Origin of the sequence: Streptomyces sp. PsTaAH-137, assembly GCF_003259365.1 — a bacterium.
Taxonomy (GTDB): Bacteria; Actinomycetota; Actinomycetes; order Streptomycetales; family Streptomycetaceae; genus Streptomyces.
On sequence record NZ_QLLY01000003.1, the window covers coordinates 353,881 to 373,642 of the forward strand.

The 19,762-nt window shown below is 73.2% G+C and carries 13 protein-coding genes; 8 read left to right on the forward strand and 5 right to left on the reverse strand.

Annotation, left to right across the window (positions count from 1 at the left end; all coding sequences use genetic code 11):
* Positions 1 to 8: 8 nt before the first annotated feature.
* The 4 genes from K377_RS07990 to kdpF form a co-directional block, all read right to left on the reverse strand.
* Positions 9 to 662 (reverse strand): potassium-transporting ATPase subunit C, encoded by a 654-nt coding sequence (locus tag K377_RS07990; RefSeq protein WP_111662477.1) that lies wholly within the window; start codon positions 660 to 662, stop codon positions 9 to 11.
* A gap of 5 nt (positions 663 to 667) precedes the next feature.
* The gene (gene kdpB / locus K377_RS07995; RefSeq protein ID WP_111662478.1) at positions 668 to 2,794 is read right to left on the reverse strand and encodes a potassium-transporting ATPase subunit KdpB; all 2,127 of its coding nucleotides are present in this window, start codon (positions 2,792 to 2,794) and stop codon (positions 668 to 670) included.
* 83 nt (positions 2,795 to 2,877) lie between these two features.
* The gene (gene kdpA, locus K377_RS08000; protein ID WP_111662479.1) at positions 2,878 to 4,542 is read right to left on the reverse strand and encodes a potassium-transporting ATPase subunit KdpA; all 1,665 of its coding nucleotides are present in this window, start codon (positions 4,540 to 4,542) and stop codon (positions 2,878 to 2,880) included.
* Between the two features lie 8 nt (positions 4,543 to 4,550).
* Positions 4,551 to 4,640 carry a K(+)-transporting ATPase subunit F gene (gene kdpF / locus K377_RS08005; RefSeq protein ID WP_018533641.1) on the reverse strand — a complete coding sequence of 30 codons (90 nt, stop codon included), beginning with the start codon at positions 4,638 to 4,640 and terminating at the stop codon, positions 4,551 to 4,553.
* Between the two features lie 346 nt (positions 4,641 to 4,986).
* Here kdpF and K377_RS08010 point away from each other — a divergent pair, with 346 nt between their 5' ends.
* On the forward strand, positions 4,987 to 5,172 hold the full coding sequence (locus K377_RS08010) for a DUF5999 family protein (RefSeq protein ID WP_111662480.1): 186 nt from the start codon (positions 4,987 to 4,989) through the stop codon (positions 5,170 to 5,172).
* Between the two features lie 94 nt (positions 5,173 to 5,266).
* A complete protein-coding gene (locus K377_RS08015) occupies positions 5,267 to 5,779 on the forward strand; it encodes a hypothetical protein (RefSeq protein WP_111662481.1) in 513 nt (170 codons plus the stop codon).
* Positions 5,780 to 5,793: 14 nt separating this feature from the next.
* On the opposite strand, the gene K377_RS08020 is transcribed toward K377_RS08015, so the two are convergent.
* A complete protein-coding gene (locus K377_RS08020) occupies positions 5,794 to 6,378 on the reverse strand; it encodes a universal stress protein (protein ID WP_111662482.1) in 585 nt (194 codons plus the stop codon).
* 337 nt (positions 6,379 to 6,715) lie between these two features.
* Here K377_RS08020 and K377_RS08025 point away from each other — a divergent pair, with 337 nt between their 5' ends.
* The 6 genes from K377_RS08025 to K377_RS08050 all read left to right on the forward strand — a co-directional run bounded on the left by K377_RS08025 (position 6,716) and on the right by K377_RS08050 (position 19,760).
* Positions 6,716 to 7,114, forward strand: coding sequence for an SAV_915 family protein (locus tag K377_RS08025; protein WP_111662483.1), 399 nt, complete (start codon positions 6,716 to 6,718; stop codon positions 7,112 to 7,114).
* A 17-nt stretch (positions 7,115 to 7,131) separates the two neighbouring features.
* A complete protein-coding gene (lysA, locus tag K377_RS08030; protein WP_111662484.1) occupies positions 7,132 to 8,469 on the forward strand; it encodes a diaminopimelate decarboxylase in 1,338 nt (445 codons plus the stop codon).
* A gap of 132 nt (positions 8,470 to 8,601) precedes the next feature.
* Positions 8,602 to 9,888 carry an MFS transporter gene (locus tag K377_RS08035; protein WP_111662485.1) on the forward strand — a complete coding sequence of 429 codons (1,287 nt, stop codon included), beginning with the start codon at positions 8,602 to 8,604 and terminating at the stop codon, positions 9,886 to 9,888.
* Positions 9,833 to 12,961, forward strand: coding sequence for a type I polyketide synthase (locus tag K377_RS08040; protein WP_111662486.1), 3,129 nt, complete (start codon positions 9,833 to 9,835; stop codon positions 12,959 to 12,961). Before K377_RS08035 ends, K377_RS08040 begins: the two co-directional genes overlap by 56 nt.
* On the forward strand, positions 12,958 to 18,477 hold the full coding sequence (locus K377_RS08045) for a MupA/Atu3671 family FMN-dependent luciferase-like monooxygenase (RefSeq protein ID WP_111662487.1): 5,520 nt from the start codon (positions 12,958 to 12,960) through the stop codon (positions 18,475 to 18,477). Before K377_RS08040 ends, K377_RS08045 begins: the two co-directional genes overlap by 4 nt.
* Positions 18,474 to 19,760 (forward strand): M18 family aminopeptidase, encoded by a 1,287-nt coding sequence (locus K377_RS08050; protein ID WP_111662488.1) that lies wholly within the window; start codon positions 18,474 to 18,476, stop codon positions 19,758 to 19,760. The genes K377_RS08045 and K377_RS08050 overlap by 4 nt, the downstream gene beginning before the upstream one ends.
* Positions 19,761 to 19,762 lie beyond the last annotated feature (2 nt).

Consider the following 19,762-nt stretch of genomic DNA (forward strand, 5'->3'; position numbering starts at 1 on the left):
CCGCCGTGTCAACTCTGCCGGGTCAACTGCTGGAGCGCGATGTTGAGTTCGAGGACGTTGACGGTCGGCTCGCCCATGAAGCCGAGGAGGCGGCCGTCCTTGTGCGCGTCGACGAGCTTCTGGACCTGGGTGACGGAGAGGTGGTTCCGCTCGGCGACCCGGTGCACCTGGAGGTCGGCGTACGCGGGGGAGATCGCCGGGTCGAGGCCGGAGCCGGACGAGGTGACGGCGTCGGCGGGAACGTCCGCGGCCTTCACCGTGTAGGCAGCCGTGGAGTTGTCCTTGACGACGGCGGCCTTGGCGTCCTCGACCTGCTTGAGCAGTTCCTTGCTGTCACCGGAGAGGTTGGTGGCGCCGGAGAGGATCAGCTTGTACTGCGTGTTGACGCTGTTCTCGCCGAGGCCGTTCTGCGGGCGGCCCTGGAACCACTTCAGGTCCGGCTTGCCGTCCTTGCCGGTGTACGACTGGCCGATGAGGGACGAGCCGACGACCTTGCCGTCGGCCGTTTCGATCTCCGAGCCGTTGGCCTTGTCGTGGAAGGCGACCTGGGCGACACCGGTGACCGCCAGCGGGTAGAGCACGCCGCAGACGACGGTGAGGATGATCAGGGCCCTCAGGCCCGCCCAGAGCAACCGGCCTGTGTTTCCTACGGAGTTGTTCATGGTGATCAGCCGATTCCGGGGATGAGGGAGATGAGCAGGTCGATGATCTTGATGCCGATGAAGGGCGCGACCAGACCGCCGAGGCCGTAGATCCCGAGGTTGCGGCGGAGCAGTTTGTCGGCGCTCACCGGCCGGTACCGGACGCCCTTCAGGGCGAGCGGCACGAGGGCGATGATGATGATCGCGTTGAAGACGACGGCCGACAGGATCGCCGAGTCCGGCGAGGACAGGCGCATGATGTTGAGCTTGTCCAGGCCCGGGTAGACCGCGGCGAACAGCGCCGGGATGATCGCGAAGTACTTCGCGACGTCGTTGGCGATGGAGAAGGTCGTCAACGCCCCTCGGGTGATGAGGAGTTGCTTGCCGATCTCGACGATCTCGATGAGCTTGGTCGGGTTCGAGTCGAGGTCGACCATGTTGCCGGCCTCCTTCGCGGCCGACGTGCCCGTGTTCATCGCGACGCCGACGTCCGCCTGGGCGAGGGCCGGGGCGTCGTTGGTGCCGTCGCCGGTCATCGCGACGAGCTTCCCGCCCGCCTGCTCCCGCTTGATGAGGGCCATCTTGTCCTCGGGCGTGGCCTCCGCGAGGAAGTCGTCGACGCCCGCCTCGTCGGCGATCGCCCGGGCCGTCAGCGGGTTGTCGCCGGTGATCATGACGGTCTTGATGCCCATGCGGCGCAGCTCGTCGAACCGCTCGCGCATGCCGTCCTTGACGACGTCCTTGAGGTGGATGACGCCGAGGACGCGGGCACCCTCGGCGTCCTCGACCGCGACGAGCAGCGGGGTGCCGCCGGCCTGCGCGATCCGGTCGGTCAGCTCGCGGGCGTCGGCGGCGACCTCGCCGCCCTGCTGCTCGACCCAGGCGATGACCGAGCCGGCCGCGCCCTTGCGGATCTTGCGGCCGTCGAGGTCCACGCCCGACATGCGGGTCTGGGCGGTGAACTCGATCCACTCGGCGCCGGCCAGCTCGCCCTGGTGCCGCTCCCTGAGCCCGTACCGCTCCTTGGCGAGGACGACGACCGAGCGGCCCTCGGGTGTCTCGTCGGACAGCGAGGAGAGCTGGGCGGCGTCGGCGACCTGGGCCTCGGTGGCGCCACGCACCGGCACGAACTCGGCGGCCTGCCGGTTGCCGAAGGTGATGGTGCCGGTCTTGTCGAGGAGCAGGGTCGACACGTCACCGGCGGCCTCGACGGCGCGGCCCGACATGGCGAGGACGTTGCGCTGCACCAGGCGGTCCATGCCGGCGATGCCGATCGCGGAGAGCAGGGCGCCGATGGTCGTCGGGATCAGGCAGACGAGCAGGGCCACCAGGACGATCATGGAGAGGTGTTCGCTGCTGCCCGCGTTCGCGAACGACCAGTTGGCGATGGGCTGGAGCGTGGCGACCGCGAGGACGAAGACGATGGTCAGCGACGCGAGCAGGATGTTGAGCGCGATCTCGTTCGGCGTCTTCTGCCGGGCCGCGCCCTCGACCAGGTTGATCATGCGGTCGATGAACGTCTCGCCGGGCTTCGTCGTGATCTTGATGACGATACGGTCGGAGAGCACCTTGGTGCCGCCGGTGACGGCCGAGCGGTCGCCGCCGGACTCCCGGATGACGGGTGCGGACTCGCCGGTGATCGCGGACTCGTCGACGGAGGCCACGCCCTCGACGACGTCACCGTCGCCGGGGATGATGTCGCCCGCCTCGCAGACCACCAGGTCACCGATGGTCAGCGCGGTGCCGGGGACCTGCTCCTCGCGCTCCCCCACCAGCCTGCGGGCGACCGTGTCGGTCTTCGCCTTGCGCAGGGTGTCGGCCTGGGCCTTGCCGCGGCCCTCGGCGACGGCCTCCGCGAGGTTGGCGAAGATCACCGTCAGCCACAGCCAGGCGCTGATCGCCCAGCCGAACCAGTCCGTCGGGTCCGTGAACGAGAACACCGTGGTCAGGACCGAGCCGATCAGCACCACGAACATCACGGGCGACTTGATCATCACGCGCGGGTCGAGCTTGCGGCAGGCGTCGGGCAGCGACTTGACCAGCTGCTTGGGGTCGAAGAGCCCGGCGCCGACCTTGCCCTCGCCGTCGTGAGGGGGCTGGTGGCCGGTCGGCACGTCCTGGTGCGGTGCCCGGGTGGGAGTGACAGCGGACATGGCGTCCTCGGTTTTCTCAGTACGTGCGGTTTTCTCAGTACGTTCGGTCTTCTCGGTACGTGCGGTTTTCTCGGTACGTACGGTCATGACGCCAGCCCCTCGGCTATGGGGCCCAGCGCGAGGGTCGGGAAGTAGGTCAGACCGGTGATGATCAGCAGCGTGCCGACGAGCAGGCCGGTGAAGAGCGGCTTCTCGGTGCGCAGGGTGCCGGCCGTGGCCGGGACGGGCCGCTGCTCGGCGAGCGAACCGGCGAGCGCGAGGACGAACACCATCGGCAGGAACCGGCCGAGCAGCATCGCGAGCCCGATCGTGGTGTTGAACCACTGGGTGTCGGCGCTGAGTCCCGCGAACGCGGAGCCGTTGTTGTTGGCGCCGGACGTGTACGCGTACAGGATCTCGGAGAAGCCGTGCGCGCCGGAGTTCAGCATGGAGTTCGGCGGGGTCGGCAGGGCCATGGAGACGGCCGTGAAGATCAGCACGAGGGCCGGCGTGATGAGGATGTAGCAGGCGGCGAACTTGATCTCGCGGCTGCCGATCTTCTTGCCGAGGTACTCGGGGGTGCGGCCGACCATCAGACCGGCGATGAACACCGCGATGACCGCCATGATCAGCATGCCGTAGAGGCCGGATCCGGTGCCGCCGGGTGCGATCTCGCCGAGTTGCATGCCGAGCATCGTGATGCCGCCGCCGAAGCCGGTGAACGACGAGTGGAAGGAGTCCACGGCGCCGGTCGAGGTGAGCGTCGTGGCGACCGCGAAGATCGACGAGCCGCCGATCCCGAAGCGGTTCTCCTTGCCCTCCATGGCGCCGCCGGCGACGTCGAAGGCCGGACCGTGGTGGGCGAACTCGGTCCACATCATCAGCGCGGTGAAGGCGATCCAGATCGTCGCCATCGTGGCGAGGATGGCGTAGCCCTGCCGTACCGAGCCGACCATCTTGCCGAACGTGCGGGTCAGCGCGAACGGGATGACCAGGATCAGGAAGACCTCGAAGAGGTTCGTGAACCCGTTCGGGTTCTCGAAGGGGTGGGCCGAGTTGGCGTTGAAGTAGCCGCCGCCGTTGGTGCCCAGCTCCTTGATGGCCTCCTGGGAGGCGACCGCGCCGCCGTTCCACTGCTGCGAGCCGCCCATGAACTGTCCGACCTCGTGGATGCCGGAGAAGTTCTGGATGGCGCCGCAGGCGACCAGGACGATCGCACCGAGGGCGGCGATCGGAACGAGGATCCGGACGGTGCCGCGCACCAGGTCGGACCAGAAGTTGCCCAGCTCACCGGTGCGGGAGCGGGCGAACCCGCGGACCAGGGCGACGGCCACGGCGATGCCGACGGCCGCCGAGACGAAGTTCTGCACCGCGAGCCCGGCGGTCTGCACGACGTGGCCCATGGCCTGTTCGCCGTAGTACGACTGCCAGTTGGTGTTGGCGACGAACGACGCGGCCGTATTGAAGGCCTGGTCGGGGTCGATCGCCTTGAAGCCGAGCGAGCCCGGCAGGCTGCCCTGGACGCGCTGGAGCAGGTACAGGAAGAGGACGCTCACGGCCGAGAAGGCGAGGACGCCGCGCAGGTACGCGGTCCAGCGCATCTCGGCGTTCGGGTTGGCGCCGATGCCCTTGTAGATCCACTTCTCCACCCGGAGGTGCTTCTCGGAGGAGTAGACCCGGGCCATGTAGTCGCCGAGGGGACGGTAGGCCAGTGCCAGCGCCGCGATGAGCGCGAGGAACTGGAGCGCTCCGGCAAGTACGGGGCTCATATCTGTGCTCAGAACCTCTCCGGATAGATGAGGGCGAGGACGAGATAGCCCAGGAGGGCGACGGCCACGACGAGGCCGACGATGTTCTCGGCGGTCACAGCTTGGTCACCCCCTTGGCGACGAGTGCCACCAGCGCGAAGACCGCGATCGTGGTGACGACGAAGGCCACGTCGGCCATCGTGAGCTCCCTGTTCGAAGGTGGTGAATGAGGTCTGACAGTCAGAGGAAACCCCTGGTCGTGGCCGGATCCGAGCCGCGTTGACGGCTCCCATACGCGGCCGTGGACGCCCTTGACGCGTCTCTTACGCGGGACCGGGCGACCGGTGCGTCCGGACTCTGTCCGCGCCATGTCCTGGAGCTGTCACACTCCGCACCGGGCTCTGGCGGCCGGGGGCGCGGCGCGCGCATCGTCGTAGAGGACGACAACCCACCTGGAGGTGCGCCATGTGTGATCACCGACCCGCGTGCACGGGCCCCGAGCACGTCGTCGCCGCCCACCCCGAGCAGGGCTGGAGCCTGCGGTGCGACGGCGGGATCGTCTTCGACGACACCGGCGAGCTGCTGCCCGACGGCCGGGCCGTGGCGCCGCACCGGTCGTACCCGGTGCGGGACCTCGCCACCGCGGCCTGACCCGGGAACGGCGGCGTCAAGATGACGTACGGAGAGGCGTTCGAAACCGTCAAGAGCGCGGAGGACGGCACCCGCGCTCCCTAGCGTCGGCCGCATGGCAGACACCGCCGCGGCCGCCGAGGACGCGTACTGGACCGAAGAAGCGCGCAGCGCCGTCCGTCACGGACTCGTGCTGGTCGCGCTGCTCCTGGGGATCGACGCCCTGTCGGACCAACTCGCCCTGTGGCGGGCCCTGTTGTGGGTCGCCCTCGGGGCCCTGCTCACCCTCGTCCTGCTGCCCGCGCGGATCAGCGCGACCCCCGACCGGCTGACCGCGCGCTGTCTGTGGCGCGAGCACACCGTCCGTACCGATCTGCTCGTCTCCGTACGGTGCGTGGACGGCGTCGCGCACCGGCTGGTGCTCCGCGACGAGCCGGGCGGCCGGGTCGAGATCGATCCGCGCGTCCTCGTCGCCAATCCCGCGCTGTGGCGGCTGCTGGACGACGCGGCACGGGTGTCGGCGGAGCGCGGGCTGCTGCTGTGCGGCGGGACCGCGCTGCGCCGGCTCGCCCGGCAGGTCGACGCGGAGCTGGCCAGGACCGTCTTCCGGGTGTCCGGGCTGCGCTGAGCCCGGCGGGTGTCTCAGGCCCCGGCCACGGCCTGGCCGTCGTCCGGCGCCGTCTCCTCGGCGAAGTGCCGGGTGTCCAGGCGCAGCCGCCACAGGTTGCGCCGGTGCGCCGCCGCGAGTTCGGCCTCCAGCGGGGACGGCGGCACGGCGAGGACCGGGCAGTGGGCGCGGGCCAGGCAGTAGCGGCTCACCGAGGGCTGGAACATGCGGTGGAGCGTGCCGCGGTGGCCCGCGCCGACGACGAGGAGGTCGTCCTCCCGGTCGGCGGCCTCCACCAGGACGCGGCCCGGGGTGCCCTGCGCGAGGAGCGCGTGCACGGGGACGCCGGGGCCGTCGGGGAACACCTCGTCGAGGGTGCCGAGGAGGGTGGCGCGGGCGAGGTCCTGCCAGTCCTCGGCGGGCAGCGGGTCGACGGGCGCGTGGCGGACGCCGAATCCGCCGCAGGGCGGCTGCCAGGCGAGGACGGGCCAGAGTGCGGCCCGCCGGTGCCGGGCCTCGGCCGCCGCCCGGCGCAGGGCGGTGCGGCTGCCCGGCTCACCGTTCACCCCGACCACGACGCGCGGCGTGCGCGGGGCGGGGGCCGCGTCGGATCCGGACATCGCTTCACCTCCCGTGCTTCAGCTGTCCGTTACGGATGCCCCGTCGACGGCGCAGGACAACACCGGAACCGGGGTTCCCCTCCTCATCCCATCCCCGGCGCCCGGCCGGAACCAGCCGCGTCGGCACTTCTTGGCGCACCTCTGACGGCGCCGGCACCCCTCCCGGGCGGCCCCCGTCACCAGCGCGTCAGCGTCGCCCCGATCGGCGTCAACGTCCCGTCAGGGCAGGTCCGGATGGTGGGCGCGGCGGGCATAGCGTCCTCGGCGTGCCCCGGCCGGACGTCCCCCGGCCGGGGCCAGGACACCCGCTCCCCCGGATCCTCCAGGAGGCATCCCCATGACCGAACTCGTGTGCGGCGACGACCCGGAACCCGCTGAACGGTTCCCGGCCGGACCGCTCTTCGTCCCCGTCCGGCCGGGCCCCTTCGGGCACGCCGCCCGCCTGTTCCGCACCCCGCTCGGCGACCGCACGGCCGTCGGCTTCACCTCCGAGCGGGCGCTGGCCGCCACGCTCGGCCCCGGGCAGCCGTGGATCCGGCTCGCGGGGCCCGCGCTGCGCGCCATGACCGCGCCGCTCGGCGTCGCCACGGTCACCGTCGATCCGCAGCTCACCGCGCCCGCCCCGGCCGCCGCCGCGCCCGCGCGCCGCCATGCCTGGGACGCGCACGCCGTCGGCGTGCTCCGGGTGACCGGGGCCGCCGCCCTGGTGACCGCGCTGTCGTACTGGATCGGCTGAGAAGGAACCACGCCACCATGACCACCGTTCACGAAACCTCCCTCGCCTCCGGGGCCGCCGAGGAACTCTCGGTGTGGCCCGCGTCCACCGCGGAGCCCCGTCCCGGCGGTCTGACCGTCGGCGGGGTGGCGCTCTCCGAGGTCGCCGCCCGCTTCGGCACCCCGGTGTACGTCCTCGACGAGGCCGAGGTCCGCCGCCGCTGCCGCACCTACCGGGACGTCTTCCCGGAGGCCGAGGTGCACTACGCGGCCAAGGCGTTCCTGTGCCGGGCCATGGCCCGCTGGATGGACGAGGAGGGGCTCGGCCTCGACGTCTGCTCCGCCGGTGAGCTCGAACTGGCCATCGCCGCCGGGTTCCCCGCCGACCGCGTCGTGCTGCACGGCAACGCCAAGACCCCGCACGACCTCGACAAGGCACTGGCGTACGGCGTCGGGCGCATCGTCATCGACAGCCCCTCCGAGATCGCCCGGCTCGCCGCCGCCGTCGGCCCCGACGGACACCAGAAGGTGATGGTGCGCGTCGTGCCCGGCATCAGCGCGGGCGGCCACGAGAAGATCCGGACCGGCACCGAGGACCAGAAGTTCGGCCTGTCCCTCTCCGACGGCTACGCGCAGCACGCCATCGCCCGCATCCTCGACCAGCCGCAGCTGAAACTGACGGGACTGCACTGCCATCTGGGCTCGCAGATCACCGAGATCAAGCCATTCCTGTCGGCGGTGCGCCGGATGGTCGGCCTGATGGCACGGCTGCACGAGCAACACGGCCTGGTCCTGCCCGAGCTGGATCTCGGCGGCGGCCACGGCGTCGCCTACCGGCCCGGCGAGCCGGTCCTGGACCTGACCCGGCTGGCCCGCCGGGTCCGCGCCGAGCTGGCCGACGCCTGCGCGGCGGCCCGGCTGCCCGTGCCGCGCCTCATCATCGAGCCGGGCCGCGCCATCGCGGGACCGTCCGGCATCGCGCTCTACCACGTCGTCTCCGTCAAGCGGACGGGCGGCCGCACCTTCGTCGCCGTCGACGGCGGCATGAGCGACAACCCCAGGCCCGCCCTGTACGGAGTGCGGTACGCGCCACGGCTCGTCGGCCGCGCGGGCAGCGCGACCCGGACGCCGATGACGGTGGTGGGCCGGCACTGCGAGGCCGGTGACGTGGTCGCCGCCGACGTCCCGCTGCCCGCCGACGTCCGGGTGGGCGATCTGCTCGCCGTGCCCGTCGCCGGGGCGTACCACCTGTCGATGGCGTCCGGCTACAACCTGGTGGGCCGCCCGCCGGTGGCCGCCGTGCGCGACGGGCGGGCCCGGCTGCTGGTGCGCCGGGAGTCGATCGAGGACATTCGCAGCCGCGACGTGGGCCTCTAGACCCGGCCCCCGCTTCGGACAACTTCCATGATCTTCCTGCGGAAGGAGGAGTCTCCCGCCTAGGGTGCACAGCGTTCGAATCACCGCTCACTCGTTCGCACCTGTACGGACCCGCTCGCAAAGGAACGCTCCATGAAGGAACGCCGGTACCGCATCCTGGTGACCGGTTACGCGATCTCCTCCTATGGCACGTACCTGAACCTGGTCGCGCTCAATCTGTACGTGTACGCGGTGACGGACCGGGCGCTCGCGGTCGGTGTGTTCATGGCCGTCCGGCTGGCCGCCGGGTTCCTCGCGGGGCTCGGGGCCGCCGCACTGCTCGCCCGCTGCGCGGCGAAGCCGGTGATGTTCTGGGCGAACGTGGTGCAGGCCGCAGCGCTCGTGCTCCTGGTGTGCGCGCCGGACGGGCTGCGCACGGCGGCGCTGTTCCTGGTGTCGGCGGTGGTCGGCGGCGCGGGCACGTTCTTCATGGTCGCGTTCCGCAGCTCGATCCCCGACATGGTGGACGAGGGCCGGCACACCTGGGCGAACTCGCTGATGGTGAGCGGCCGTTCGATGGCGATGGTGGTCGGGTTCGCGTCGTCGGGTGTCGTGGTGTCGCTGCTCGGCTACACGGCCGCGTTCCTCGTGGACATGGCGACGTTCCTGGTGTGCGCGGGCACGGTGGCGCTGCTGCCGCTGACCGCGCGGCCGGACCGGGAGGAGAAGGGCGCCCCGGCCGCGGCGGGCGGGAAGAAGCGGAACCCGGGCGCCCTGGCCGCGCTCGCCACCGCACCCGTCATCGCGCTGATGGTCGCGCTGCGCGGCATCGACGCGCTCGGCTCCTCTTCGCACAACGCGGCCCTGCCGGTGTACTCCACGCAGTTGGACGCCGACCGGCCCGCCGTGTTCGTCAGTGTCTTCTGGTGCGTGTGGGCGCTCGGCAACGTCCTCGTGCAGCAGGTGTTGCAGCGGTGGGTGAAGCGCGACGGGCGCTCCGTCGGGGCGCTGGGGTTCGGGCTCGGCACGATCGCGATGTCGGCGACCTTCATCCTCGCCTTCGCCGGGTTCCCGTGGGCCGCGACGATCGTGATCGCGCTGCTCGCGGGCGCGGCCGACGGCGTCACCGAGGTGTCGTACAGCTCGCACCTCCAGACGCTGCCGACGGGTCTGCGCACGCACGCCTTCGGTCTGTCGGCGACGGTGGAGAACCTCGGTTTCGGCGTCGGCATGATCGCGGTCGCGGCGGCGCTCGACGTGTTCTCGCCGCTGTCGGTGGTCGGGGTCGCGCACGGGGTCGCGATCGTGGTGGCCGTGGTGTTCGTCGCGCAGACGCTGCGGCAGCGACGTTCTGATCCGGTGTCCCCGGAGGAGGGGGGCGGCGATGCGGGACCGGCGCGTGGCGGTCGTCGGGATGGCGCTGAGGTTTCCGGGAGCTGACGGCCCGGACGCGTACTGGCGCGACATCGTGGCGGGCGTGACGCACGTACGCCGGTTCGGCGACGCCGACTTCGCGGCCGCCGGGACACCCGAAGCCACCTACAAGGAGCCGGAGTTCGGCGGGGCGAGCGCGCTGCTGCACGGGATCGACGGGTTCGACGCGGCGTTCTTCGGGATGAGCGGGCGCGAGGCCACGGTCACCGATCCTCAGCAGCGGCTGTTCCTGGAGTGTGCCTGGCACGCGCTGGAGGACGCCGGGTACGCGGGCACGGACGCCCGGGTCGGGGTGTACGCGAGCGTCGGCTACCGCCTGTACTCGCTGCACAGCTACCTCGCCCACAACATCGGGGAGCAGGCGGCCGCCGACGACTGGACGGCCGTGAAGCAGATCCAGGTGGGCAACTACCCGGACTTCACGGCGAACCGGGCCGCGTTCCGGCTCGGTCTGAACGGTCCCGCCGTCAATGTGGCCACGGCCTGCTCCAGCGCGCTCGTCTCCGTACACCTGGCGTGCCAGGCGCTGTACGCGGGGGACGCGGAGCTGATGCTGGTCGGTTCGGCGGCGCTGCATCTGCCGCAGATCACCGGGCACCGGCGGGTGAAGGGCTCGACGCTGTCGCCGACCGGTGCGGTACGGGCCTTCGACGCGGCGGCGGACGGCACGGTCGGCGGCAACGGGGTGGCCGCCGTGGTCCTCAAGCCGCTGGAGCGGGCGCTCGCCGACGGGGACACCGTGCACGCGGTGATCCTGGGCTCGGCGGTCACCAACGACGGCGCGGACAAGGCCGGGTTCGCGGCTCCGGGCGTGGCCGGGCAGCGGGACGCGGTGCTCGGCGCGCTGGCGGCGGCCGGGGTGGACGCCGAGTCGGTGCGCTATCTGGAGGCGCACGGCACGGGCACGTACAAGGGCGATCCGATCGAGTTCGACGCGCTCACGCAGGCGCTGCGGCGGCACACCGGGCGGACCGGGTTCTGCGCGCTCGGCTCGACGAAACCGGCGATCGGGCATCTGGACAGCGCGGCCGGGCTCGCCGGGCTGATCAAGGCCGTCCTGGTGCTGCGGCACGGCATCGTCCCGCCCCTGGTGAACTTCACCCGCGCCAATCCTCAACTGGGCGTCGAGAAAAGCCCGTTCACGCTGCCGCGCCGGGCCGCGCCCTGGCCCGCCGACGAGGACGGCCCGCGCCGCGCGGGCGTGCACTCCATCGGCATGGGCGGCACGAACGCCCATGTGATCCTGGAGCAGGCGCCGCCCGCCGCGCCCCGCGCCCCGTCCGCGTCCACCGCTCCCCCGCTGCTTCCGCTCTCGGCGCGCTCCCCCGAAGCCCTCACGGAGCTGGCCCGCGCGTTCCGGGACACACTCGTACGGGAGCCGGGGCCCGACCCGGCCGATCTACTGACCACGACGGCACTCGGCCGCGCCGCGCACGAACACCGGCTCGTCGTCACCGGGGACCCGGTCGCCGGGCTCGACGCGTTCCTGGCCGGACGCCCCGATCCCGCCCGGTACCGCACGGGCACGGCGGGCGCGGCGGGCGGGGACCCGGCGCCGGTGTTCCTGTTCAGCGGGCAGGGCGGTGCGCGGCCCGGCATGGCGGCGGCGCTCGCGGCGCGGTTCCCGGTCGTCGCCGAGACGCTGGACGCCTGTGCTCGCGTGCACCGGCAGGAGACGGGCGCGACGGACTTCCGCGAGCGGCTGACGTCCGCGACGGGGGCGGAACCGGGCGGCTGGGACACGGCGTTCGCGCAGCCCGCGCTCTTCGCGTTCCAGGTCGCGCAGGTACGGCTCTGGGAGTCCCTCGGGGTGCGTCCGGCGGCCGTCGGCGGGCACAGCGTCGGGGAGTACGCGGCGCTGTACGCGGCCGGCGCGCTGTCCCTGGAGGACGGGATGCGGCTGCTGTGCCGCAGGGGCCACCTCATGCAGGACACCGCGCCCGGGGCGATGCTCGCCGTGTTCGCCCCGTACGCACGGGTGCGGGCGCTGCTCGACGAGGTCGGCGCCGGTCTTGAACTCGCCGTGGTGAACGGGCCCGCGCACCATGTCGTCGCGGGCCGCCCCGAAGCCGTGGCGGCCGCGCGGCGGCTGCTGTCCGACGTGCCCTGCGAACCGCTCCCGGTCGACCGTGCCTTCCACACGGCGCTGCTCGACCCGATGCTCGACGAGCTTCGGGCGGCGGCCGAGGGCATCGAACTCCGGCCGGTGGAGCGGGCGTTCGTGTCCGGGCTCGACGGCACGGTCCGGCAGCCGGGCTGGCTCCCCGACCCCGGTCACCTGGTCCGGCAGGCCCGTGACACCGCCGACTTCCACGCCGTGCTGCGTGCCCTCGCCGACCGGGACGTCCTGCTGGAGCTGGGGCCGGGCGCCCCGCTCACCGGCATGGCCCGCCGGGTGCTGCCCGACGTGCCGTGTCTGCCGACGCAGGGCCGGGGCGCGGGCGTCGACGGGCTGTGGCAGGCGGTGGCCGGGCTGCACTGCGCGGGCGCGGCCGTCGACTGGACGGCGCTGCTCGCCGGACACCCGGGCCGCCGGATCCCGCTGCCCACCTACCCCTTCCAGCACCGCTCCTACTGGACGGGCCCCGCACCCGCACCCGAACCACCCGTGGAGGACGCAGTGACCGAGCAGGACGCAGTGGCCGTACCCGCCCAGGACCGGCCGGTGCTCACGCGCGTGCGCGAACTGACCGCGCACCACCTGGGCTTCACCCTGGACGAGGTGGGGCCCGCGCAGACGTACGTGGGTCTCGGCGCCGATTCACTGCAACTGATCGGGATGCTGCGCCAGTTGGAGGCCGAGTTCGATGTGCGGATCGCGATCCGGGAGATCCTGGAGGACGCGGGGACTCCGGAGCTGACGGCCCGGCTCATCGCCGAACGGCGCGAGCGACCCGCCGCACCCGCCACGGCCCAGGTGATCACCCCCACCAAGGACGAGAGCGCGCAGTACGCCACCCGCGCCGAGATCGCCGAACTCGCCCGCCAGGTGAACCTCCTGGCCGAGACGCAGACGGCGATGCTGACCCAGCTCTCCGAGGCGGTGGCCCTGCTCGGCGCCGGCCGCGCCGCCCGATGACGGCATCGGCGGCGGACCGCGCCGCACAGCTGTCCCGGGACCTCACCGCGCAACTGGCCCGGGCGCGCGGCGGCACCCCCGCACCCGCATCCGCATCCGCCTCGGCCGAGCAGCACGGGCCGCGCGTCGTGCTGGCCCCGGACTCCGGAACGGCCGGTGCCGACGCACGGCAGCGCGCGCACGCGGCCGACCTCGCCCGGCGTCTGACCGAACGGACGGCGACATCCAAGGAGTTGGCGCAGCGGCGGCGTTCGGTGCTTGCCGACAGCCGGGCCGTGGTCGGGTTCCGGCGCGCCACGAAGGAGACGCTGTATCCGCTGTCCGCCCGCTCGGCGCGGGGTGCGCAACTGACGGACATCGACGGCAACACGTACACCGACATCACCATGGGCTTCGGCGCGCTGCTGCTCGGGCACGAGCCGGAGTGCGTGACGGAGGCGGTGCGGGCCCATCTCGACGGCGGGCTCCGGTTCGGGCCGCGCCCGGTCGAGGCCGGTGAAGTCGCTGAGCTGCTCGCCGGGTTGACGGGGATGGAACGGGTGGCGTTCGCGAACTCCGGTACGGAGGCGAACTCGGGCGCGATCCGGCTCGCCCGCGCCGCGACCGGCCGCGACCGTGTCGTCATGTTCCGCGGCTCCTACCACGGCCACATCGACCCGGTGCTCGGCCGCCCCGGCCCCGACGGCGGCCGGGCCGTGCCGGTGTCGCGCGGCATCCCGGCGAGCGCGGTCGCCGATCTGCTGGTCCTGGAGTACGGCAGCCAGGAGGCCCTGGACACCATCGACGCGCTCGGCGACTCCATCGCCACGGTCGTCGTGGAGCCCGTCCAGTGCCGCAACCCGGGGCTGCGCCCGGTCGAGTTCCTGCGCTCGCTGCGGGAGTTGACCCGGCGGCGCGGCATCGTGCTGCTCTTCGACGAGATGCTGACGGGCCTGCGTCCGCATCCGCGCGGCGCCCAGCACCACTTCGGTGTGGTCCCGGACCTGGCCACGTACGGCAAGGCGCTCGGCAGCGGCTTCCCGGTCGGCGCGATCGCGGGCCGCGCCGACCTCCTCGACGGGGTCGACGGCGGGTTCTGGCGCTACGGGGACGACAGCGCGCCCGGCACGGAGACCACCTTCTTCGGCGGGACGTACCTCCAGCACCCGCTGTCGATGGCGGCGGCCAAGGCGGTCCTCACGCATCTCGTCGCCGAGGGGCCCGCCTTGCAGGAGCGGCTCAACGCGCGTACCGACGCGCTCGCCGACGACCTCAACACGTTCTTCCGTGACGAGGAATTCCCGCTGGAGGTGGCCCACTTCGGGTCCATGTTCCGCTTCACGCACCGCGCCGACATGGAGCTGCTGTACCGGCACCTCCTGCTGCGCGGGATCTATGTGTGGGAGTGGCGCAGCTTCTATCTGTCGACCGCCCATACGGACGCGGACGTCGAGCGGGTCGCGGACGCGGTGAAGGGCTCGCTGCGGGAGATGCGCGAGGGCGGGTTCTTCCCGGCCACCCGGCCGAAGTCCCCGCCGAAGCCTCAACACCGGCGGCCCGCACCCGACTTCGGTGTCTACTTCTTCGGCGACTATCCGGATGCCGAGGACACCTCGCAGGCGTACGACCGGATCGTGGAGACGGCCCGGTTCGCCGACACGCACGGCTTCAGCTCGCTGTGGATTCCGGAGCGGCACTTCCACTCGTTCGGCGGTCTCTTTCCGAACCCGGCCGTGCTCGCCGCCGCGCTCGCCCGGGAGACGGAGCGGATCCGGCTGAACGCGGGGTCCGTGGTGCTGCCGCTGCACGATCCGGTGCGGGTCGCCGAGGAGTGGGCGGTCGTCGACCGGCTGTCCGGCGGCCGGGTGGGCCTCGGCTGCGCCACCGGCTGGCACGCGCGTGACTTCGTCCTGCACCCGGACCGGTTCGAGCGGCGCACGGAGATCGCCTTCGAACACCTCGATGCCGTACGGGAGTTGTGGCGGGGCGGAACGCTGCTCAGGGAGAGCGGCGACGGCCGCCCGTCCGACGTGTCCACGCTGCCGCGGCCGGTGCAGGAGGCGCCGCCGATGTTCCTGGCGACGTCCGGGCGCCGGGCGTCGTACGAGGAGGCGGCCCGCCGCGATCTCGGCATCGTCACGAACCTGATGAACCAGTCCGTCGCCGAGCTCGCCGCGAACATCGCGCACTACCGCGCCGCCCGCGCCCGGCACGGGCTCGACCCGGACGCGGGCCGCGTCACCGTCCTCCTGCACACCTACCTCGCCGACGACCACGCGACCGCCCGGGAGCGGGCCCGCGAGCCGATGACCCGGTATCTGCGGTCGTCGCTCCAGATGCGGTCGGCGGCCGGTGCCGTCGCCTCGGGCGAACGGGACGTGGCGGAGGCGAGCGAGGCCGACCTGGAGTATCTGTTCCTGCGCGCCTACGACCGGTACTGCGACGAGCGGGCGCTGATCGGCACGCCCGAGACGTGCGCGCCGGTGGTGGCGGCGCTGCGGGCGGCCGGCGTCGACGAGATCGCCGCCCTGGTCGACTTCGGGATGCCCGGCGACCTGGCGCGGGCGGGCCTGGACCGGCTGGCCGCGCTGCGGGAGGCGACGGCGGCGCAGGACGTCACGCCGGCCGCGGACGTCACCGCCCCCGCGACCGCCGCCCAGCGCCGGCTCTGGCTCGCCGCGCAGCTGGCCGGTGACCCGGCCGCGTACAACGAGGTGCAGGCGGTGCGGCTGCGCGGCCCGCTCGACGTGCCCGCCCTGACCGCCGCCGTCGACGGACTCGTGGCCCGGCACGCGGGGCTGCGCACGGTGTTCCGCGCGGGCGGCGACGACGGCCTGCTCCAGCAGATCGTCCGGGCGTCCACGCGCGTCCCGCTGGCGGTGACGGACGCCCGGGACCAGGACCCCGACGCGGCGATCGAGGCCGCCCTGCGCGCGGCGAGCACCCGCGCCTTCGACCTCGCCGACGGCCCGCTGTGCGCACCGCGCCTGCTCACGCTCGCCGACGACGACCACGTCCTGCTGCTCGGCCTGCACCACCTGATCACGGACGGCCACTCGGCGCGGCTGCTCGCGGACGACCTCCAGGAGCTGTACACGGCCCACGTCCAGGGCCGCGCCCCGCACTTCCCGGAGCCCGCCGGAACGACCGTCGACGCGACCGAACAGGCCACGGACGACGGCGACTTGGAGTGGTGGCTGAAGGACCTGGACCCGATGCCGCCCGTGCTCGCGCCGCCGACCGACCGGCCGCGCGGGCGCCGGGTGTCGGGGCTCGGCGGCGCGGCCGAGACCGGCCTCGACGCGGCGCGCACGGCGGCGGTGCAGGAGTGGAGCGGGCGCCGGGGCGTCACCCTGTTCGCGACGCTGCTCACCGCCTGGCAGCTGGTGCTGCGCGAGCGGACGGGGCTCGACGAGTTCGTCATCGGCTCGACGTTCGCCCGGCGCACGCCCGCGACCGCGCGGACCGTCGGCTTCCACGCGGCGGTGCTGCCGCTGCGGGCGGCGCTCGGCGACGGCACGACGGTCACCGACGCGGTGCGGGCCACGCGCGACACCCTGTTCGAGGCCGAGCGGCACCAGCACGTCGACCCCGACGAGCTGGCGGCCCGGCTCGGCCAGGGCGCCGGACGGCCGCGCCCGCTGGTGACGGTCTCCGCCGACCTGGACGCGGCGCCGCTCACCCGCGTCGAGCTGCCGGGGCTCACCGCGTCCGACGTGCCGGGCGGCGCCTCGTCGGCACCGCTCGAACTCGCCCTCATGGCGGTGCGCACCCCGTCGGGGCTGCGGCTGCGCATCCGCTACGACGCCGGGCTCTTCGACGACAAAACGGTCCGCGGCCTCCTCGCCGACCTCGACCGCGTACTGCGCGCCATGGTGGAGGACGCGGCGGAAACCGTACGGGACACCCGGCCCGTGCCGTCCGGCGCGGGCGACGAGCTGCGGGCCGTGTGGCGTGCGGTGCTCGACGTGGAGGACGTCGCCGACGACGCCGACTTCTTCGACCTGGGCGGCGACTCCATCGCGGCGATCCGTCTCGTGAACCGGGTGCGGGAGGTGCTGGGCGCGGAGATCGCGCTCGCGGACTTCTTCGCGGAGCCGACCCCCGAGGCGATGGCGCGTCAGATCAAGGGGGGAGAGGCCGAGCCGGTCTCTCCGGAACCCGGGCCCGGTGTCGTCGACCGGGCTCCCGTCAGCCCCCAGCAGGACCGCATGATCGCCGGCCACCATGCCGTGCCCCGGGCCGAGGTGTGGAACGTGCCGACCCGGATCCGGTTCCGGGGCGCCCTGGACCCGGACGCGCTGCGCACCGCCCTGGCCCGGCTCGTCGAGCGGCACCACGCCCTGCGGACCCGTTTCGTGCGGGGCGCGGACGGCGCCTGGCGGCAGGAGGTGGTCGACGCGCCGCCCCCGCGGCTGCGGATCGACGACTTCTCCCGGCTCGCCCCCGGCACGGCGCGGGAGCGGGCGGACGCGGTGTGCCGGCGGATGGCGGCGAAGCCGTTCGACCTCGCCGAGCCCACGTTCCCGCGCTCCCGGCTGCTGAAGGTGGCCGACGACAGCTGGGTGCTCATGTTCGTGCTGCACCACATCAGCGCCGACGGCTGGTCCCACTCGGTCCTGATGGCGGAACTGGCCGAGCTGTACACGGCAGCGGCGGCGGGACGCCCGCACACCCTGCCCGCGCCGTCCGCGCAGGCCCCGGAGTACGCCCGCGAGCAGCTCGGCGCGCACGACCCGGCCGAGGAGGAGCGGCGCGCCGCGTTCTGCGCGCGGTACCTGGAGGGCGTGCCGTGCCACCTGGACACGCCCACGGACCGGCCGCGCCCCGACACGCTCAGCGGCGCGGGCGGCACCGTGCGCGGCACCGTGCCCGCCGAGGTCCGTACGGCCCTGGAGGACCTCGCGACCTCCGTGCGGCAGACGCCGTTCGCCGTCGCGGCCGCCGCGCTCGGCGTGCACCTGGCCCGGCTCTCCGGGCAGCGGGACGTGCTGCTGGCCGTGCCGTACGCCAACCGGGCGGGCACCGCAGGTGACTCGCTGGTGGCGATGGTGTCGACGTCGGTGATGGTGCGGGTGCGGATCGAACCGGGCGAGCCCTTCGCCGAGCTGGTCGCCCGCACCGGCGCCGAGGCCCTCACCGTGATGGCGCACGTCCTGCCGACGGCCCGCATCATGCGGGCGATGCGCGACGCGGGCGCCACCGAGGTACCCGACCGGGTGCCGAACGTGCTCGCCTTCCAGAACTACCCCGACACCGACATCGAGATCCCCGGACTCGACGTCGAGGTCGAGGACCTGGCGCCGCCCGTCGCCCGCGCCGAGCTGGTCTTCGGCCTCTCGCCGCGCCGCGACCCGGCGCTCGGCCTGCGCACGTTCCTGGAGTACTCGGCCGACCTGTGGGACGCACCCACGGCCGACGAACTCCTGACCTCCTACGCCGTGCTGCTCGGGGAGCTGTGCACGCACCCCGGGCGCCCCCTCGCGGCGCTGCTCGACCACCCTCATCCCTTGCCCCTGGAGGCGGAAGCCGAATGAACCTGCCCACACAAGCCGAGCACGTCGAGGACCTGCTGACGTTCCTGCGGGAGAGCCCGTCGCCATACCACGCGGTGGCCTCGGCGGTACGGCGCCTGGAGAAGGCCGGGTTCACCGAACTGACCGGCACCGAGGAGTGGACCGGCCACAGCGGCGGCCGGTACCTGACCAAGGGCGGTGCGCTCCTCGCCTGGTACGTGCCGGAGGGCGCCCCCGCCAGCGCCCCGTTCCGCATCATGGGCGTCCACACCGACTCGCCGAACCTGCGCGTCAAGCCGACCCCCGACACGGGCCGGGCGGGCTGGCGGCAGGTCGCCGTGGAGATCTACGGCGGCGTCCCGCTGAACACCTGGCTCGACCGCGACCTCGGCATCTCGGGGCGGCTGACCCTGCGCGACGGCACCTCCACCCTCGTACAGATCGACGAACCCCTGCTGCGAGTGCCGCAGTTGGCGATCCACCTCGACCACACCGTGAACGACGGACTGTCCCTGCAACGGCAGCGGCAGACCCAGCCGGTCTGGTCGCTCGGCGCGCCCGAGCACGGCGCGCTGCTGCGCCGGGTCGCCCACGAGGCCGGGATCGACGCGGCCGACGTGCTGGGCTGGGACCTGATGCTGCACGACGTACAGCCGCCCGGACTCCTCGGCGCCCGGCGGGAGTTCATCGTGTCGGCCCGCCTGGACAATCTCGTCTCCGTGCACGCGGGCGTCACCGCGCTGCTCGCCGCCGCCGCGTCGGCGGCCCCCGACCGGGTGCCGGTGCTCGCCGCGTTCGACCACGAGGAGACCGGCAGCGGCTCCGAGACCGGCGCCCAGGGCCCGCTCCTGGAGCGGGTGCTGCACCGTTCGGTGACCGCGCGCGGCGGCAGCGCCGAGGACTGGGAGCGCGCGCTCGCGGGCGGGCTGTGCGTCTCGGCCGACATGTCCCACGCCGTCCACCCCAACTACGCGGAGCTGCACGACCCCGACAACCACCCGCTGCCGAACGCGGGTCCGGTCGTCAAGATCAACGTGAACCAGCGGTACGCCACCGAGGGCACCGGCTTCGCCGCGTGGGCGGCCGCCTGCGAGCGGGCCGACGTGCCGTGGCAGCGGTTCGTGTCCAACAACGCGCTGCCGTGCGGCACGTCCATCGGGCCGATCACGGCCGCCCGGCTCGGGGTGACGACCGTCGACGTGGGCGTGCCCGGCCTGTCGATGCACTCCGCGCGCGAGCTGGTCGGCGCCGACGACCCGGGCCATCTGGCGCGCGGGCTGGCCGAGTTCGTGACGGCAGGGTGACG

Bases quoted from the DNA above. Each gene is read 5' to 3' on its own strand.
- kdpB (WP_111662478.1), bottom strand. From the start codon at position 2,794: ATGTCCGCTGTCACTCCCACCCGGGCACCGCACCAGGACGTGCCGACC.
- lysA (WP_111662484.1), top strand. From the start codon at position 7,132: ATGACCACCGTTCACGAAACCTCCCTCGCCTCCGGGGCCGCCGAGGAA.
- kdpA (WP_111662479.1), bottom strand. From the start codon at position 4,542: ATGAGCCCCGTACTTGCCGGAGCGCTCCAGTTCCTCGCGCTCATCGCG.
- K377_RS08035 (WP_111662485.1), top strand. From the start codon at position 8,602: ATGAAGGAACGCCGGTACCGCATCCTGGTGACCGGTTACGCGATCTCC.
- K377_RS08020 (WP_111662482.1), bottom strand. From the start codon at position 6,378: ATGTCCGGATCCGACGCGGCCCCCGCCCCGCGCACGCCGCGCGTCGTG.
- K377_RS08025 (WP_111662483.1), top strand. From the start codon at position 6,716: ATGACCGAACTCGTGTGCGGCGACGACCCGGAACCCGCTGAACGGTTC.
- K377_RS08045 (WP_111662487.1), top strand. From the start codon at position 12,958: ATGACGGCATCGGCGGCGGACCGCGCCGCACAGCTGTCCCGGGACCTC.
- K377_RS08040 (WP_111662486.1), top strand. From the start codon at position 9,833: ATGCGGGACCGGCGCGTGGCGGTCGTCGGGATGGCGCTGAGGTTTCCG.
- K377_RS08010 (WP_111662480.1), top strand. From the start codon at position 4,987: ATGTGTGATCACCGACCCGCGTGCACGGGCCCCGAGCACGTCGTCGCC.
- K377_RS08015 (WP_111662481.1), top strand. From the start codon at position 5,267: ATGGCAGACACCGCCGCGGCCGCCGAGGACGCGTACTGGACCGAAGAA.
- K377_RS07990 (WP_111662477.1), bottom strand. From the start codon at position 662: ATGAACAACTCCGTAGGAAACACAGGCCGGTTGCTCTGGGCGGGCCTG.
- K377_RS08050 (WP_111662488.1), top strand. From the start codon at position 18,474: ATGAACCTGCCCACACAAGCCGAGCACGTCGAGGACCTGCTGACGTTC.